This is a genomic window from Methylobacillus glycogenes JCM 2850 (assembly GCF_000617925.1).
In the GTDB taxonomy this organism is placed as follows: domain Bacteria; phylum Pseudomonadota; class Gammaproteobacteria; order Burkholderiales; family Methylophilaceae; genus Methylobacillus; species Methylobacillus glycogenes.
Map to the genome: position 1 here is coordinate 122432 of NZ_BAMT01000008.1, position 16622 is coordinate 139053.

The 16622-nt window shown below is 56.6% G+C and carries 13 protein-coding genes; 9 read left to right on the top strand and 4 right to left on the bottom strand.

What is annotated here, in order from left to right:
• The first annotated feature begins 191 nt into the window (after nt 1-191).
• The 3 genes from JCM2850_RS11715 (at nt 192) to JCM2850_RS11725 (ending at nt 10918) form a co-directional block, all read left to right on the top strand.
• Complete coding sequence (locus JCM2850_RS11715; RefSeq protein WP_025872027.1) at nt 192-6266, top strand: alpha-2-macroglobulin family protein; 6075 nt, start codon at nt 192-194, stop codon at nt 6264-6266.
• A gap of 94 nt (nt 6267-6360) precedes the next feature.
• Nucleotides 6361-8676 carry a penicillin-binding protein 1C gene (gene pbpC / locus JCM2850_RS11720; RefSeq protein ID WP_025872028.1) on the top strand — a complete coding sequence of 772 codons (2316 nt, stop codon included), beginning with the start codon at nt 6361-6363 and terminating at the stop codon, nt 8674-8676.
• Between the two features lie 208 nt (nt 8677-8884).
• Nucleotides 8885-10918 (top strand): AsmA family protein, encoded by a 2034-nt coding sequence (locus JCM2850_RS11725; RefSeq protein WP_036266101.1) that lies wholly within the window; start codon nt 8885-8887, stop codon nt 10916-10918.
• A gap of 32 nt (nt 10919-10950) precedes the next feature.
• Here the strand turns inward: JCM2850_RS11725 and JCM2850_RS11730 are convergent, their stop codons facing one another.
• Genes JCM2850_RS11730 through JCM2850_RS18920 form a run of 3 tightly spaced genes read right to left on the bottom strand, consistent with a single transcriptional unit; the run spans nt 10951 to nt 12429 of the window.
• Nucleotides 10951-11439 (bottom strand): DoxX family protein, encoded by a 489-nt coding sequence (locus tag JCM2850_RS11730; RefSeq protein WP_025872031.1) that lies wholly within the window; start codon nt 11437-11439, stop codon nt 10951-10953.
• Nucleotides 11399-11674 carry an HvfC/BufC family peptide modification chaperone gene (locus JCM2850_RS18915; RefSeq protein WP_036266058.1) on the bottom strand — a complete coding sequence of 92 codons (276 nt, stop codon included), beginning with the start codon at nt 11672-11674 and terminating at the stop codon, nt 11399-11401. The genes JCM2850_RS11730 and JCM2850_RS18915 overlap by 41 nt, the downstream gene beginning before the upstream one ends.
• Nucleotides 11647-12429 (bottom strand): multinuclear nonheme iron-dependent oxidase, encoded by a 783-nt coding sequence (locus tag JCM2850_RS18920; protein WP_036266060.1) that lies wholly within the window; start codon nt 12427-12429, stop codon nt 11647-11649. The genes JCM2850_RS18915 and JCM2850_RS18920 overlap by 28 nt, the downstream gene beginning before the upstream one ends.
• A 445-nt stretch (nt 12430-12874) precedes the next feature.
• Here JCM2850_RS18920 and JCM2850_RS18925 point away from each other — a divergent pair, with 445 nt between their 5' ends.
• The 6 genes from JCM2850_RS18925 to JCM2850_RS11760 all read left to right on the top strand — a co-directional run bounded on the left by JCM2850_RS18925 (nt 12875) and on the right by JCM2850_RS11760 (nt 15681).
• Nucleotides 12875-13312 (top strand): sigma-70 family RNA polymerase sigma factor, encoded by a 438-nt coding sequence (locus JCM2850_RS18925; protein ID WP_199898338.1) that lies wholly within the window; start codon nt 12875-12877, stop codon nt 13310-13312.
• A gap of 14 nt (nt 13313-13326) precedes the next feature.
• On the top strand, nt 13327-13413 hold the full coding sequence (locus JCM2850_RS24030) for a hypothetical protein (RefSeq protein ID WP_369384889.1): 87 nt from the start codon (nt 13327-13329) through the stop codon (nt 13411-13413).
• Nucleotides 13410-14051 (top strand): DUF1109 domain-containing protein, encoded by a 642-nt coding sequence (locus JCM2850_RS11750; protein ID WP_025872035.1) that lies wholly within the window; start codon nt 13410-13412, stop codon nt 14049-14051. The genes JCM2850_RS24030 and JCM2850_RS11750 overlap by 4 nt, the downstream gene beginning before the upstream one ends.
• 132 nt (nt 14052-14183) lie before the next feature.
• The gene (locus tag JCM2850_RS22900; protein ID WP_234406235.1) at nt 14184-14621 is read left to right on the top strand and encodes a hypothetical protein; all 438 of its coding nucleotides are present in this window, start codon (nt 14184-14186) and stop codon (nt 14619-14621) included.
• Nucleotides 14566-15354, top strand: a complete 789-nt coding sequence (locus JCM2850_RS18930) for an alpha/beta hydrolase (RefSeq protein WP_234406236.1) — start codon at nt 14566-14568, stop codon at nt 15352-15354. The genes JCM2850_RS22900 and JCM2850_RS18930 overlap by 56 nt, the downstream gene beginning before the upstream one ends.
• A gap of 78 nt (nt 15355-15432) precedes the next feature.
• Entirely contained in the window at nt 15433-15681 is a 249-nt protein-coding gene (locus JCM2850_RS11760) for a BssS family protein (RefSeq protein ID WP_025872037.1), read from the top strand.
• A gap of 54 nt (nt 15682-15735) precedes the next feature.
• Here the strand turns inward: JCM2850_RS11760 and JCM2850_RS11765 are convergent, their stop codons facing one another.
• A complete protein-coding gene (locus JCM2850_RS11765; RefSeq protein WP_025872039.1) occupies nt 15736-15987 on the bottom strand; it encodes a hypothetical protein in 252 nt (83 codons plus the stop codon).
• Nucleotides 15988-16622 lie beyond the last annotated feature (635 nt).

The window sequence follows — 16622 nt, forward strand, 5'->3', positions numbered from 1 at the left end:
ACACCGTATCAGTGTTGGCCTACTGTAGGCGCTGAGCAACATGGCTGCGCAAGCTGAACAAATCTCGCTCTGGCTTGTAGGCGCAGCGTAGGCCAGACTATCATGTCCGCTGACTGGGCCAAATGCGGGCAAAGTGCTGCCAAAGTGCTAAACCTCAGTCTCAACCAATAAAAAAACACCGGGAGATCACCATGAAACTGCGACTGCTGACGGCTAGCCTCTTGTTACTGCTCTCTGTGGGCGGGCTAAAGACGGAGTTAGTGTCCAAGGTAGTGGCTGAAGAAGTGGCAGCAGGAGTGGCTGCCTTGGTCAAGGTGGACTCTTTCACGCCCCAAGGTGAAATCAAGGGCGTGCGCCAGGTGGTCGCGCGCTTCAGCGCGCCCATGGTGGCGTTTGGTGATCCGCGTTTGCCTGATCCATTCACGATTCAATGCCCGGCAACAGGCCATGGCCGCTGGGCCGATGATAGAAACTGGATCTATGATTTTGATGAAGATCTGCCCGCAGGCCTCAGCTGTAGTTTCAAGACCAAGCCAGGCATAAAAAATCCCGCACAGCAAAGCCTGCAGGCTGGCGAATATCGCTTCAATACGGGTGGGCCGCAGGTGTTGCGCACGCTGCCCAGGCAGGGCAGTAGCAATATTGATGAAGCGCAGATATTTTTGCTGGGTCTGGATACCCACGCCGATATTGCCAGCGTGCAGCAGCACGCCTATTGCAGCATCCCCATGTTGGGTGAGCGCATACCGCTGCAGATACTGGATGGCACGCAACGCAGCCAGGTGCTGCGCGAAAATGCCGATGAGATCAAAGCCTTGTTCCGCGCCTGGGATAAACCAGCCCATAACAAGCAGGCGGTAGAAGAGCTGCCGCTGATTGCGGCCCGCTGTAGCCGCAAGCTGCCAACGGGTAGCGATGTCACTCTAGTGTGGGGCAAGGGTATACGCTCAGTCAGTGGCCTGGCGGCCAACAATGAGCAGCAACTGACCTACCAGGTGCGTCCGGCCTTTAGTGCGCGCACGCACTGTAGCAAAACCAATGAAAAAGCGGGCTGTATTCCGGTACGGCCACTGGTGCTGGCATTCAGCGCCCCGGTCTCACGGGCGTTGGCAGAGGCCATCAGGCTGCATGGGCTTGAGGGCAGCATGGAACCCAGGCTGAATGCGGACGAGGGTGAAGATAGCATTAACAGCGTGGAATTCCCCGGCCCGTTCCAGCCCAATCAGGAAGTCAAAATCAGCCTGCCAGTCAATTTCCATGACGATGCGGGCCGCCATCTGGAAAACGCCCAGGCTTTCCCGCTCAAGGTCAGGATTGATGAAGACCCGCCGCTGATCAAATTCCCCTCCCGCTTCGGCATTCTGGAGTTGAATGCCCAGCCCATGCTGCCAGTGACGGTGCGCAATGTGGAAGCCGAGGTGCAGGGTGTGCAGTTACAGATTGCGCAAAAACAGCCAGAAAACAAGGCCAGCGGCAATAAATCAGCTGCTGCTAATAACAGCAAGGCCAGTGCTGGCCAGGGTTTATTGGGCAGGCTGGATAGTGATGACGACCGCGTGCTGGCAGAGTGGGTGCTGCGCATGAGTCAACGCTACAACTATAACGATGCGGAATATCGCGCATTTCAGAAGAAGCATGAGCGTCATCCACGTGAAGGTGAATTGCCCTTGTTGCTGGGCAAGCAGCATGCGGCCGAATTCAATGCGCAAGCCATCAAGCTACCCCTGAGCGTGATCAAACAGACGCCTGAACAAGCTGCCTACAAGCCGTTTGAGGTGCTGGGCATTCCTCTGGAAAAACCCGGTTTCTATGTGGTGGAGTTTGCCAGTAACAGGCTGGGGGCCGCGCTGCATGCAGAAAACAAGCCTTATTACGTGGCTTCCAGTGCCCTGGTCACCAATATGGCGGTGCATCTCAAGGCCGGGCGTGAATCTTCCCTGGTGTGGGTGACGCAGCTGGACAATGCCAAGCCAGTGGCCAAAGCCGCTATCCGCGTGTCCACCTGCGATGGCCGCCCCCTATGGCAAGGCGAAACCGATGCCCAGGGCATGGCGCATATCAATGAAGAATTGGCTGTATCCGCGCGGGAATACCAGGGCTGCGAAGGCTGGCTGGTCACAGCGCGCAAGGGCGAGGATATGTCCTTTATGCGCTCGGCCTGGGACGACGGCATCAGCCCCTGGCAGTTCAATCTGGGCGGTGGCGCCAGCGCCAGACCCTTGCTGGCACATACCGTACTGGATAGGCCTTTGTTCCGCGCGGGCGAAACGGTGTCCATGAAGCACTTTCTGCGTTTGCACGCGAGCCAGGGGCTGAAGCTGCCCAAGGAGCATCCTAGTGTGGTGCTGATTTCTCATGATGGCAGTGGCGAGGAATATGAAGTCCCAATCAAATGGTCGGCCAGCGCGGGTACATCCACTTGGGTCATCCCCAAGGAGGCCAAGCTGGGCACTTACCGCCTGACGCTGAAGACCCAGGGCGAATGGCTGGATTCAGGCAGCTTCCGCGTTGAGCAGTACCGTGTGCCTTTGATGCAGGCGCAACTCAAGCCGCCAGCGCAGCCTGTGGTCAATGCCAGGCAGTTGAGCATAGATGCGCAACTGAATTATCTGGCAGGCGGTGCTGCGGCAGGTGCGCCAGTGAAATTCCGTAGCCGCATGGTGGATTATCCGCAGCAATTTGCCGCCTATGACGATTTCACTTTCGGTGGCAGCGTGCCCAAGCTGGGCATAGAGGCGGTACAGCCTTATGACTATGAAGCCGAGGTGGAAGAGGGCTCAGGCACTGCGCAGGTCAAGGATTATGCGCCGCGCAGCGTCAGCATGACGCTGGATGAGCACGGCGGGGCACGCGTCAGCTTTGACAAGCTGCCGCAGGGCCAAGCGCCACGTGCGCTGGAAATTGAAATGGAGTATTCAGACCCCAACGGCAAGATACTCACCGCGGCTACCCGCGCTCTGGTGCTGCCCTCGGCTCTGGCGCTGGGCATCAAGCGCGAAGGCTATTACGCCAGCAAGGATAAGCTCAGTTTCAAGGTGCTGGCGCTAGACACGGCGGGCAAGCCTGTCTCTGGCCGCAAGGTGGCGGTGGAAGCCTATAGCCGCAAGACCCACGCTTACCGCAAGCGCATGCTGGGTGGCTTTTATGCTTATGAGCAAACCGCCAAGGTCGAGCGCCTGGGGGAAATCTGTAGCGGCAGCACCGATGCGCATGGTCTCTTGAGCTGCAATGATCCGGCACCGGACAGCGGCGAGCTGATACTGGTAGCCAAGGCCAAAGACCAGCAAGGCAATCAGGCCATTGCCAGCCAGGAGTTTTATGTGGCGGAAGAAGGCCACTGGTTTGATGCCACGCAAAGCGACCGCATCGATATCCTGCCCAATAAACGTGAATACGAGCCGGGTGAAAAAGCCAGATTTGAAGTGCGCATGCCTTTCCGTGAGGCCACCGCACTGGTGACCATAGAGCGCGAAGGCGTGCTGGATGCCTTTGTGCAGCCCATCAGCGCCAAATCGCCGTATGTGGATGTGCCAATTGCTGAGCACTACGGCCCCAATGCCTATGTTTCGGTAATGGTGGTGCGTGGCCGGGTTGACCCTGAAATGCCGGGCGCTTTTGCCTGGATGAAGCGCATGGTGTACCGCGTGGGCATGTTCTTAGGCCTGGTCAAGCGCATGCCGACCGAGATTGATACCCGGCCCACGGCGCTGGTAGACCTTACCAAGCCTGCCTTCAAGCTTGGGCTGGCGCAGATCAAGGTGGGCTGGCAAGCCTATAGCCTCAAGGTCAAGGTCGAGGCCGACCGTGAAACCTACCATGTGCGCGATCACGCCAATATCAAGGTGACGGTGAACTACCCGAATGGCAAGCCTGCCGCCAATGCCGAGGTGGCGCTGGCTGCGGTGGATGAAGGCTTGTTGCAACTGGCCAAACCAGAGTCGTGGGACTTGCTGGAGGCCATGATGCTGCGCAGGCCGATAGAGGTATACACCTCCACCGCGCAATCGCAGGTGATAGGCAAACGTCACTTCGGCAAAAAAGCCGTCGCCGCAGGCGGTGGTGGCGGTCAGGGTGCCAATGCCAGAGAGTTGTTCGATACCCTGCTGCTATGGCAGCCAGTGCTCAAGCTGGATGCGCAAGGGCAGGCGCGCGTGCAGGTGCCGCTCAATGATGCGCTGACCTCGTTCCGCATTGTAGCCATTGCCCATGCCGGGGACATGCGCTTTGGTAACGCCATCACCAATATACGCAGCAGCCAGGACGTGATGCTGTTTGCCGGATTGCCGCCTTTTGTGCGTGAGGGCGATCAATTCACGGCACTGACCACCGTGCGCAATGGCGGGGAGCGTAGTTTGACGCTGGATGTGAGTGCCAGTGCGACTGGCCAGCAACAGCCAGGGTTAGCCCAGGCAGGCTCACAACAGCCTGCACTGCAACAAAGCCAGCGCGTCACTGTAGCTGCGGGCCAGGCGCTGGAAGTGGCTTTCCCGATCAAAGTGCCGCTGGATATCACTCAACTGGATTGGCATATCAGTGCGCGGGAGGTGCAATCAGGGTCAAACTCTGACGCTAGCGTATCTCAAGCGCCAGCAGCGGATGCACTCAAGTTCAGCCAGCAAGTGGGTGCGGCCACCCCGGTGCAGGTTTACCAGCGCACCATGGAGCAATTGCTGCCCGAGCAGGCCTGGCGCATGCCAGTAAGCATCCCCAAGGGGGCCATCGCCGGACGTGGTGGCCTGGATGTCCAGCTATCGCGCTCGCTGGTGGGCGATCTGGCTGGCGTACGTGAATATATGCAGCGCTACCCCTATAGCTGCATGGAACAGCGCGCCTCGGTGGCGGTGGCACTGGAAGACCAAGCCCGTTGGGAAAAAGCCATGAACAGCCTGCCCGCGCATCTGGACAGAGATGGCCTGGCGCGCTACTTCCCCATAGACTGGCTGCAGGGCGATGACACCCTGACGGCTTATTTGTTGAGCATTGCCGATGAGGCTGGCTACGAGATTCCGCAATTGGCACGTGAGCGCATGCTCAAAGGCCTGGAAGATTTTGTGGCGGGCCGCGTGCAGCGCTATGGTTATTTGCGTACTTCAGACCTGGTGCTACGCAAGCTGGCCGCGATTGCCGCCCTGGCCCGCTACAAACGTGCCAATGCCAGCATGCTGCAAGCGCTGGAGATTAACCCTAATCTATGGCCCAGCTCTGGGGTGATTGATTGGGCAAGCTTGCTGCACCGCATGCAGGATGTGCCTGAACGTGAAGCCAAATTGCAGCAGGCGCTGGATATTCTGCGCGCGCGCATGACCTACTCTGGCACCAGCCTCAACTTCTCCAGTGAAAAGCAGGACAATCTTTGGTGGCTGATGGTAACGCCAGAACTGAATGCCGTGCGCGCACTGAACCTGCTGACCGAAACCCAGAGCCAGACCGCTGCAGATGCCGGACGTCTGGCCCGTGGCGCGCAGGGGCTACAGGAAAAGGGCCGCTGGAGCACTACAGTCGCCAATGCCTGGGGTGTGCTGGCTATGCGCCACTTCCAGCAACGTTATGAGCGTGAAGCCGTGCAGGGCAGCAGCCAGGTCACACTGGGTCAGCAACAGCGCACGCTGAGCTGGCAACAGGCGACAAATGCAGAGCAGGGTGAGAGCGCAAGCAATGCCGAACATGGAAGCTCGCAACCCCCAGCCCCGCGTGTACACGGTGCCGGGGCTGGCCCCATGACCAGCCTGGTCTGGCCAGCCAGCCCAGAATCGCTGGCGCTACAGCACCAAGGCAGCGGCAAACCCTGGGCCTTTGTTACCGCGCGCGCCGCGCTGCCCTGGGATAAACCCCTGTTTGCTGGCTACAAGCTCAAGCGCACGGTAACGGTTGTGGAGCAGAAAACCCGAGGCCGCTGGCAGCGCGGTGATATCTACCGCGTCAAACTTGAGCTTGAGGCCCAGACTGACATGACCTGGGTGGTAATCAACGACCCGATTCCGGCAGGGGCCAGCGTACTGGGCACAGGCCTGGGCGATGATTCTGCCCAACTGACGGCGGGGGAAAAACGCGGCGGCTGGGAGCGACCAGCCTTTGAGGAGCGAGCCTTTGATGGCTTCCGCGCCTACTACGCCTATCTGCCCAAGGGTAAGGTCAGCATTGAATATACGGTGCGGCTCAATAATGCCGGGCGCTTTGCCATGCCCGCCAGCCGGGTAGAAGCCATGTATGCACCAGAAAACTTTGCCGAGCTGCCTGTTGCCAGCATGGAAGTCAGCGCCAAGTGATGACGGCAGGACAAGTAATAATGGCAGGGCAAGTGAGAATGGCAAGACAAGTGCGCATGGCAAAACCAGTGAGAAAGGTAGGACAACCGCAGTGATGCGGGCGTGGAAGCCAGCCTGGAAGTGGACACTGCCACGCGTCACGCTGGTGGTGATGGGCTTATGGTGGCTGGCTTCCATTTTGCTGCTGTTGTCAGTGCTTACTTGCAGTGTGCCCGGCTTTGAGCAAGTCCGCGCCAGCACCAAAGGTTCAGAGGCTGAGCTACTCGACAGGCATGGTGAAGTCATATCACGCTTGCGCCTGGACCATCAGCGCCGCCTGCTCAACTGGGTGCCGCTAAACCAGGTGTCAGCCGCCATGCAGCGCGCCATCCTCATGGCGGAAGACAAGCGCTTTTACCAGCACCCCGGGCTGGACCCGCTCGCCACTTTATCGGCGCTGGTGGACAATCTGCAGCGCAGCCGCGCACGTGGTGCCAGCACCATCAGCATGCAACTCGCCAAGTTGTTGCAGCAGGACGCTCAAGCCCAGCGGCAACATGACCAACCGCAAGCGCGTCAGCCGCAACATCCCTGGCTACTCAAGCTAGAACAGGCACGTCTGGCCCTGGCGCTGGAATGGTACTGGAGCAAGGCGCAGATTCTTGAAGCCTATCTCAATCGGGTGGGCTTCAGAGGTGAGCTGGTCGGCATAGACGCTGCCGCGCGCGGCCTGTTGGCCAAGGGGCCAGATGGTCTGGGTGAGTTGGATGGGGCTATTTTGGCAGCGCTGGTCAGAGCACCCGGTGCCAGCCGCAGTCAGATAGCACGCCGGGCCTGTAATACCTTGCAAGCGATGCAAGCGCAGGCAAATACTAAACAAATCTCAGCCCAGCCCACTCACTCAGTCAGTCTTGGAGTCAACAGCACAGCTTGCGAAGCCGTAGAAATGCGGGCCTCCATACTGCCAGACCGCGCCTATGCCATGCCTGGCGTGGAAGATGCGCCGCATCTGGCGCGGCGTTTGTTACAGCAGCCTGGGCAACGTCTGCAAGTCAGTCTGGATGCCAGCTTGCAACGTTTTGCGCTGCAAACCCTGCGTACCCATCTGGCAGCACTCTCCAAGCAGAATGTTGAAGATGGGACGGTGCTGGTGCTGGATAACGCCAGCGGCGAGGTGCTGGCTTATGTCGGTTCCAGCGGCGATCTTTCCGGCGCGCGCGAGGTGGATGGGGTCATGGCCCTGCGCCAGCCTGGCTCTACACTCAAGCCTTTTCTCTATGCCGCGGCTTTTGATCAGGGCTGGCTCAATGCCAGTTCGGTGCTGGATGACAGCCCGCTGGCGCTAACCACGCCTTCTGGCCTTTATATTCCGCAGAATTACGACAGGCATTTCCTCGGCGCGGTCAGCGTGCGGCATGCACTGGGCTCATCGCTCAACGTGCCTGCCGTGCGCACCTTGACCCTGGTAGGTGTAGAGCGTTTTCTGCAATTACTCAGGGATGCGGGGCTGGAGAGCCTGCAGCAAAGTGCTGAGCATTATGGCTTTGGCCTGGCGCTGGGCAGCGGCGAAACCACGCTGCTGCAACTGAGCAATGCCTACCGCATGCTGGCCAACAATGGTGAGTGGCGTCCCGTACGCTTTCAAGTTACAGCGGATGCCGCCACAGCTGCAGAGCCAGTGCCCGGCAAGCAGGTACTCAGCGCGGGGGCCAGCTTTATCATCAGCGACATTCTGGCCGACAGCACCGCACGCATTACCACCTTTGGGCTATCCAGCCCGCTGAGCACGCAAGGCTGGGCGGCGGTGAAGACTGGCACCAGCAAGGCCATGCGCGACAATTGGGCCATAGGCTACAGCCAGCGTTATACGGTAGGGGTGTGGGTGGGCAATTTTTCCGGTGCGCCTATGTGGGATGTCTCAGGCATCACCGGGGCAGCGCCCATCTGGCGTGATGTTATCGAATATCTGCACCGTAACCAGTCTAGCCACGCGCCTGTAGCGCCACCCGGCGTCACGCGCCAGCAACTGCGTTATCACCCGGCCATAGAGGCCAGCAGGCAAGAATGGGTGATGCATCAGCCTGATCAACCCGCCGCTGCCAGTGTGGTGATTGAGGTGGTGGGTAGCAGCGCAGCCAGGCTTATCGCCCCGCCTGATTCAGCGATTATTGCTCCCGATCCGGATATTCCGCAGGCCAGGCAATCGGTGCTGCTGCAATCCAGCGGCCATGAGCATAGTTGTATGCGCCTGGATGGCAAGCCTGTAGCCACATGCGGCACGCAGCAGGTGCTGGTGCCGCTGCCCTTGCCGGGCAAACATGTGCTGAGCTTGACTGATAAGCAGGGCCAAGGGCTGGATCAACATCATTTTGAAGTACGTGGCTTGCAAGGCCTGGCAAAAAAGCTTGAGTCGGATTATCGGCAAGGATGATGATGTGCGGCCTAGGTTTCACCTACATAGGTTTGAGCAAAGCACCTACAAGGATTTAGGCCAGACCTGATAGTGCCAGAGCGCGACATTGGCGATAGTGGGCCTTCATCATCCCCACATTCTGACTGCCTTTATGCCTGCAGACGACCTAGCTTCTAACCACAGTACTGCGCCCGCCCGCAAAGGTGCTGCTCGCCTGCTGCATGTTATGTTGTTGATATTCGCAGGCCTGATGCTATTGCTGCTGCTGTTTGAATGGATGGGCTGGCCTTTTCTGCGCCAGCCTTTGAGCCAGTTGATGGAAAAGCAGTTGCAACGCTCGGTAAGGATAGATGCGCCGTTCAAGCTCAGGCTGCTGGGTGGTATACGCGCTGAAGCGCGTGGTTTGTGGATATCATCCCCTGCAGGTTTTAGTGAGCCTCATCTGGTGTCGGCCCAGGGCGTGGCTCTCAAACTCAGATATAGCGATCTCTTCGGTATTCCGCCTGAAGAGCCTTATATGATCAAAGCCATTAATGTTGACCATCTGACTGCGCATCTGGTGCGGCATGAAAATGGCGATTCCACCTGGCAGTTCAGTAAAAAGCCCAGTGACACTCCCAAGCCTTTTCCCGTAATTCAATCGTTAGTAGTCAAGCAAGGCACGGCCAATATTCAGGATGTGCTGAGTCAGGCCAAACTCAAGCTGGTGTTCAGCACTGACGAAGGCGCGCAACAATCGCAGGCTGTATCGCGCGTCAAGCTCGATGGCATGTTCAGAAACCAGCCCATGCATGGTGAATTGATCACGCAGGGTTTTCTGCCTATTGCCGCCCAGCATGCAGATCAGTCTATGGATGCTGCCCCTATTTCATCTCAGGGTTGGCTGCAATATGGCAAGGTTGAGCTGCGTTTTGATGGCGCTGTGCATGATGCGCTGGGTGAGCAGAAGATCAAGGGCAAATTGCAAATCAAGGGGCCTTCTCTGGGTGAATTGGGGGACTTGTTCAATGTGACACTGCCTACCACTTCCGACTTTGCCCTCCAGGGTAATCTGAGCAAGGACACTACGGGCTGGCATGTGGGGATAGATTCCGCCGCTGTAGGCAAAAGCCAGTTATCTGGCACCTTCCACTATGATCCGCGCCCGGAAAAAGCCAGCCTCAATGGCGAGCTCAGGGGCAAGCGCTTTATTCTGGCCGATCTGGCCCCGGCCTTTGGTAATGATGCCAGTCAGCCCGATAGCGACAAGGTCTTCCCCGACAAACCGCTTAACTTCACCAGCTATAACCGTATGAACGCCAACATCAGTATCAATATTGATTACGTTGATCTGGGTAAGGCATTCCGCGAGCCCATTGCGCCGTTCAAGGCCGATCTCAACCTTAACAAGAGCAAGTTATCCCTAGCCAAGATCAGCGCCAAGACCGCTACTGGCAGCTTGTCCGGCACGATTGCCATCGATGCTCACGAGGAACAGAACAGAGGCAAGGCGGCCACCAATTTACAGCCTAGCCCGCCCAATACCGCAGACAAACCTGCGCAAGCCTCAGTTCCGGCAGATTGGCAGATAGATCTGCAGCTAGAAGATATAGACCTGGCGCGTTTGCTGGCGGTGTCAGCACAACGTGAGCAGGCCGTGGCAAAAGGCAAGGTGCAGGATAGTCACTATGTCTCCGGCAAGCTCAATGGCCGCTTTGACCTTAAGGGTCAGGGGGAATCCACCGCCCAGCTATTAGGCAGCCTCAATGGCAAGGTGGCGCTGCACGTGGTGGATGGCAAGATATCCCACCTGGCGCTGGAGGCGATGGGCATAGACGCTGCGCAAGCCATAGGCCTCTTGATCAAGGGGGATGCCAACCTGCCCATGCAATGTGCCGTGGTCAACTTCCAGGCCAAAAATGGCATGGCTTACTCACAACTTTCGCTGGTGGATACTGATGTCACCACGGTATTGCTGCATGGCGATATCAAGCTCAGTCAGGAGCAGATGAATCTCAAGCTTTCAGCCTATCCCAAGAACTTCTCACCGCTGACCGCCAGATCACCCATTCTGCTGAATGGCACTTTCAAGCATCCAGAGATAGGCATCAAGAAGACCCCTATCGCTGCCAGAGTGCTGGGGGCCATAGGCCTGGGCGTCATCAACCCACTGGCGGCCATCCTGCCCTTCCTCGACCCGGGTGCCAACGACAAGATGAATATCCATCAATGTCAGCAGACCGTGCGCAAAATGCAGGAGGCAGCGCATAAAGCCAAATAAATATGGAAGCCAAGAAAATCTGCTGTGGTGGCTTATGCCTGCTGTGCTTGAGATTTGTTACGCGCCAGGGATGAGTCCAGGCTGTATTTTCCGCTGCCCTGCGTGACGATGGTAAACAACATAAAGCCAAGCAGCAGCGGCACTTTAAAGCCCAGGCCAGCATCGGTTTCTATCTGATTCCAGCCCGCCCAGCCCAGGTCAAAATGCACGGTGTAAACGGCAACAAAGGTGATATACAGCAAACCCAAGGCCGCCAAGCGGCCAAACAAGCCGAGCAGCAAGGCCAGGCCGAGCACGATTTCACCTATGCCCGCAGCCACCCAATTGAGATTGGCGCCCAAATACTGCAATGGAAACGGAAACTGCAAGCCGCTGAACCACTCTGGCGCGGTGAGGCCTCCGCTTAGCTTGGTATAACCTGCCAACAGAAATTCCTGTGCCACGATGATTCTGAGCGTGAGCAGGCCGAGGTCCTGTATTTTAGCGCTGACTTTCGCGCTCAAGGAATGCAAGGAATTCATCTTTAAGATCTCCATAAAAATGCGAGGTCCACGCCGATTGCCGCACAAATGTCTCTATCAGCGTCTTCCAGGCGCTTTCCCCCAGCTGCTCACGCAATTGAGGAAATTGCGCCTCTATCATTTGCGTGGCACCGAGTAACACCAGATGGCGGTAAGCGCGCATGCCTGGCTCTTGATAGCCCGCAGGGATGACATCGCTAGCGCCTCTTACGTAGAGATAGAAGTCTTCAAGCATGCTAATTCTTGGTTGATATCGTGAAGGCCAGGTAGATCGTGATCCCACTCCAGCAGAATAGGGATGGCGTGCTTTTGGTGCAGATCAAGCGCCACATGGCGTGTGCTCGGTTCCACAGGCTGGCTATGGGTGTCTATATATAAACCAAAACGTTCATCAAACTCATGCCCGGCGACGTGCATATAGCTCACGCGTTGCATATCCACCTGTGCCAGGAATTGCGGCAGATCGCTTGCGTGATGGTTCTTGTGATTGACGGCAATATTGTTGATATCAAGCAGTATCTGACAGTCGGCTTGCTCCACCACTTGCATCAGAAATTCAACCTCGGACATCTCGCCTATATTGGTGTAATAGGTGGTGTTTTCCACCGCCATAGGCATGCCCAATATGTCCTGCACCTGCTTGATGCGGTCGCTGATGCGTGTGACTTCACTACTGGTGAAGGGTATTGGAAACAGATCGTAAAGCTGATGCGCATCGCCACTGGCGGCCAGATGGTCGGAGTAGTGTTGTGTGCCCAGGTCGGTGATCAGCTCACGCAAGGCGTAGAGAAAAGCGGGCTGGATGGGGGCTTGCCCACCCAGGCTCAGTGATACGCCATGCAGTTTGATCTCGCGGCCAGCATCCCGCAGCGCATAAAGCGGGCTTCTGTCACGCCTGATCCAGTTCTCAGGCGCAACTTCAAAAAAATCGGCGTCCACTGCCGACATGTCCCACGCGGCCATTTCTGCGCGATAACCCAAACCAGCCATGGCGCTGTCCTTATTTCTTGGAGCAGGAGGCTTCTTTTTTCTCGCCAGCAGCATCTTTCTTGGAGCAGGCGGCATCCTTGTGTTCTGCTGCAGAGGCTTTAGCGGCATCGTCCTTCTTGGAACAGGCGCTGTCCTTTTTCTCTGCCGCTGCTTCTTTTTTGCTGCAAGTGCCAGCGCTACACTTTTTCTCGGCGGGTGAGCTGCCAGGGCTGAGCTGGCGATGAGGGCAGTGGCTAATGCCGCGATATGCTTGATGTTCATGATGATCACTCCTTCAAGGGTTTAAATCTAAGTGTTGAAATGCAGGGCAGAGAAGATTGTTTGCCTGATGCCATTGTAAATACGCTGAGGCAGCGCAAGAGGTTACAGCATGCGTGAAAAATATTTGTTTCTTGCTGCATATCTGCCTGTAACCTTTGCCGTACCGCAAACGAACTAAACAACAATGATGGAAATTGAACTACATCACTTGATGTTGGAATCACTGGATGGGAATGCCGCTTCCTACCAGTTGTTTTTGCGCCAGGTCAGTGGCTTGCTGCGGGCTTATCTGCGTCGGCGCTTATCCACCACGCCCGATGAAGTTGAAGACTTGTTGCAGGAAACATTGCTCGCCATCCATGCCCAGCGTCACACCTACAGGCGGGATGCCCTGTTATCGCCGTGGCTGTATGCCATTGCACGCTACAAGTTGATTGATTACCTGCGTAGGCGCGCCAGGCATGAAGCCCTGCATGATCCGCTGGACGAAGAAGCGGAGTATTTGCGGGTGATGGATGATGATGCCCATGCCTCAAACAAGGATCTCACGCGCATGTTGGCAGAGTTGCCAGAGCATCAGCGCCTGCCCATTGTGCACACCAAGCTGGAGGCAGATCGGTAGCCGAGACGGCTGGTTTGACCGGGATGTCAGTGTCCGCAGTTAAAGTCGGGGTGCATAGAGGCATGAAGGCGCTGGCAAAAATCTGGAAGGAGCAAATATGAACAGCCATGACTTAATCAATATGCTGGCCACTGGCTTGCAACCCGTGCCCAGGCATGCGGTGGCCAAACGTAATACGCTGGTGTTGCTGACGGGTGTGCTGGTTTCCTTGATCTTGCTATGCCTGATTTATGGCCTGAGGCCGGATTTGCCGCAAGCCAGTCAGCAATTGGCTTTCTGGATCAAACTGGGCGTGCCGCTGAGCAATGCGCTGCTGGGGCTGAGCATAGTGCTGGCCCTGGCTTATCCAGGTCAGCGCCCACGTGTCGCTTATTGGCTTTTGAGTGTGCCGATTTTGTGCTTATGGGGCTGGGCGCTGTGGGTCTGGACAGGCACAGCGCCATCGCTGCGCATGGGCTTGTTGTGGGGTAGCACCTGGAAAGTCTGCGTCATGAACATCACCTTGCTGGCCGTGCCCGTGGCCATCGCCAGTCTTGTGGTCTTGCGCCATCTGGCACCGACGCGGCCAGTATTGACTGGTGCTCTGGCAGGCTGGTTTGCCGGGGGGGTTGGCGCTGGCGTTTATGCACTGCATTGCCCGGAAATGGCCGCGCCATTTCTTGCAATCTGGTATGTGCTGGGCATGTTGCTACCCACGGTCATCATGGCCTATCTGGGACATCGCTGGCTGAGGTGGTAAGGCGTTAGGCTGTATCAATCCACCGACGCAGCATGTTATGGCAGCCTACATGCTTTTAGTACATCACCTCATATATAGGCGGCTGGGGACAGGCTAATTTGAAGCATTGCCACTCTGATAGGAGAAGTCCCCATGACGACAGAACACAGAAAAGACTCGCTGAAGAACAAACTGGCCAGTGTGATTCCAGCCATCACCAACTCCAAACCTGTAGATAGCCTGACCAAAGCCCTGGGTGGCGAACCTCCCAAAGCAGATGCAGATATGCAACTGGTGCTGGATACTCTGCAAAGCCTAGGTGGCAAGCCCATAGAAACCCTGACCCCGGCCGAAGCCAGATTACAGCCTACCCCCACCGATGCTGTTGCCAAGCTATTGCAGCAACAAGGTATAGTGCCGCCCTCCAAAGTCACCCTGCCGAAATTGGCGAGTGTGAAGCGCATCGCCATCCCAGGCGGCCCGGTAGGTGATATCCCCGCGTTTGTGTACACCCCCGAGGGCGAGTCCATTCCCGGTGATTCTCTACTTCCATGGCGGTGGCTTTGTGATTGCCAATACCAAAGTCTATGAGTCTTCCATCCTTGCCCTGGCCCAAGGGGTGCAAGCCATCGTGGTATCGCTGGAATATCACCAGGCACCGGAATACCAATACCCTGTGCAAGTGAATGAAGCCTTCACCGCTTATTCATGGCTGCTGAGCCATGCGCAGGAAATCAAGGGCAATCCCGACAAGATTGCGCTGGCTGGCGAAAGCGCCGGGGGTAACCTCGCAGCTGTGGTGTCACTGAAGGCGCGTGATAGCGGCTTGCCACTGCCATTGCACCAATTGCTGGTGTACCCGGTGGTCACCAACAACGTACTCAATAGCTCATATATGCAAAACGCCAACGCCAAACCGCTGAATGCAGCCATGATGAAATGGTTCTTCAAGCACTATAGCGAGCCGATTGATGCCTTCAGCGCCTATGCCCTACCAGACAAGGCCGATAGCCTGAGTGGCCTGCCAGCCACTACCCTGATCACAGCAGAGATAGACCCGCTATATGAAGAAGGCAAAGACTTTGCCGAGCGCCTGGCACACGATGGCGTGGCCGTGCACTATCAGCACTATGAAGGCGTAACCCATGAATTCTTCGGCATGGGGGCGGTGGTGAACAAGGCGCGTCAGGCTCAGGAAGTGGCGATTTCGCAACTGCGTAAAGCTTCTTCTGGTAGCAGCACTGCCAGCAGCTTTGATGCGGAACAGCACGGCGGCTCACCCTGCCGTGCTTTTATTTGCTGCTATTCAAGCATGCGCATGTAGCGCAATCAGGCGGTGCTACCGCAGTGGCCAATGCACGCATCCGCCAATGCAGAAATAACGCGCAATAAAGGAAACCCTATGGAAAACAAGCAGACCCCGCCTCTATGCCCCTTGGTCACTTACACCACCCAGGCCTTGGATGCCTATGACACCATCATCCTGCGCCCCTATTACCTGGAGCGCATGGGGCAAGGCCCGGAGCAGGCGACGCCTGGCCCCAGCCTGTCCTTAAGCCTGGATATGACGCGCAGGCTGATTGCTGACCTGCAAACCACATTGCAGCAACTGGAGAAAGCGCATTACCAGAAACCTTCAGTTCCGCAGTAATGGTGGAGCTAAAAAGCACTAATGCGGCGCTGAGCCAGCGGCTGGAGATGCCGCTTACTGACCGACGTAGCGCTGGACCACGTGCCGGTTTGGGGTGGGTGACATTGCGCAAGCGTTGGCTGGTGTTGGCCTGGGCGGTTTCAGCAGTAGCTCGGTGGTGGACTGATGCTCAATAGCAGTTTGGGGCGTCTCAAGCTGATGTGCTTGGGAATGGCTGTTGTCATCTTCGGTGACAGGGTTGGCGCTGGCATTCAGGCTGACCATCAGCAAAATGGCTGCGCTAAGCAGGGTGGCTAGTGGGTTCATGGCAATCTCCTCGAAGTATGGTATTGAATTTAATGTTTTTATTTTCCCTTACAAAATTATACAAAACTTGAATACTTAAAATGTTAAAAATTGTTTCTATGGCTGTTACAAGTCATGCTGGTTTATGCCATTGATTTGACGAGGCATTGTCTATAATGAAATCTGATTCATCATATGGCGTCTTTCAGGCAGGTTCTGGTGGTGTTGAGTGCCAGAGCAGGCTTTCAAGAAGCAATCTCCAGCCTTAAATCCCAACCTTGATGGTTGGGATTTTTTTTGCTGAAACTGCTTCATTGGAGGAGGCGGGGCTTCCCGCTATGCTCAGACAGTTGCGAGCCTATTCCCGATAAGCACTGCGCTACTCGGCGCACTCAACGGGAACAACTTCAAAAGCCTGGGGTTAAGTAGCAGGAATGGAAATTGAAACCACGAATATCTCGGCCACATTGCACAGTTGTAGACCAAGCCACATTCACTTATTAATCATAATCGCCACTTGATCCAGAGCTTTTGACTTTCCCTCCCGTTTAGACCCGCCGAGTAGCGCAGGGTTTATCGGATCAGGGCGCGCGACTGTCTGAGCGTAGCGAGTTTGAGCGTGACCCAGAAGAATGTATGCAAGCCGAGCAACGCAG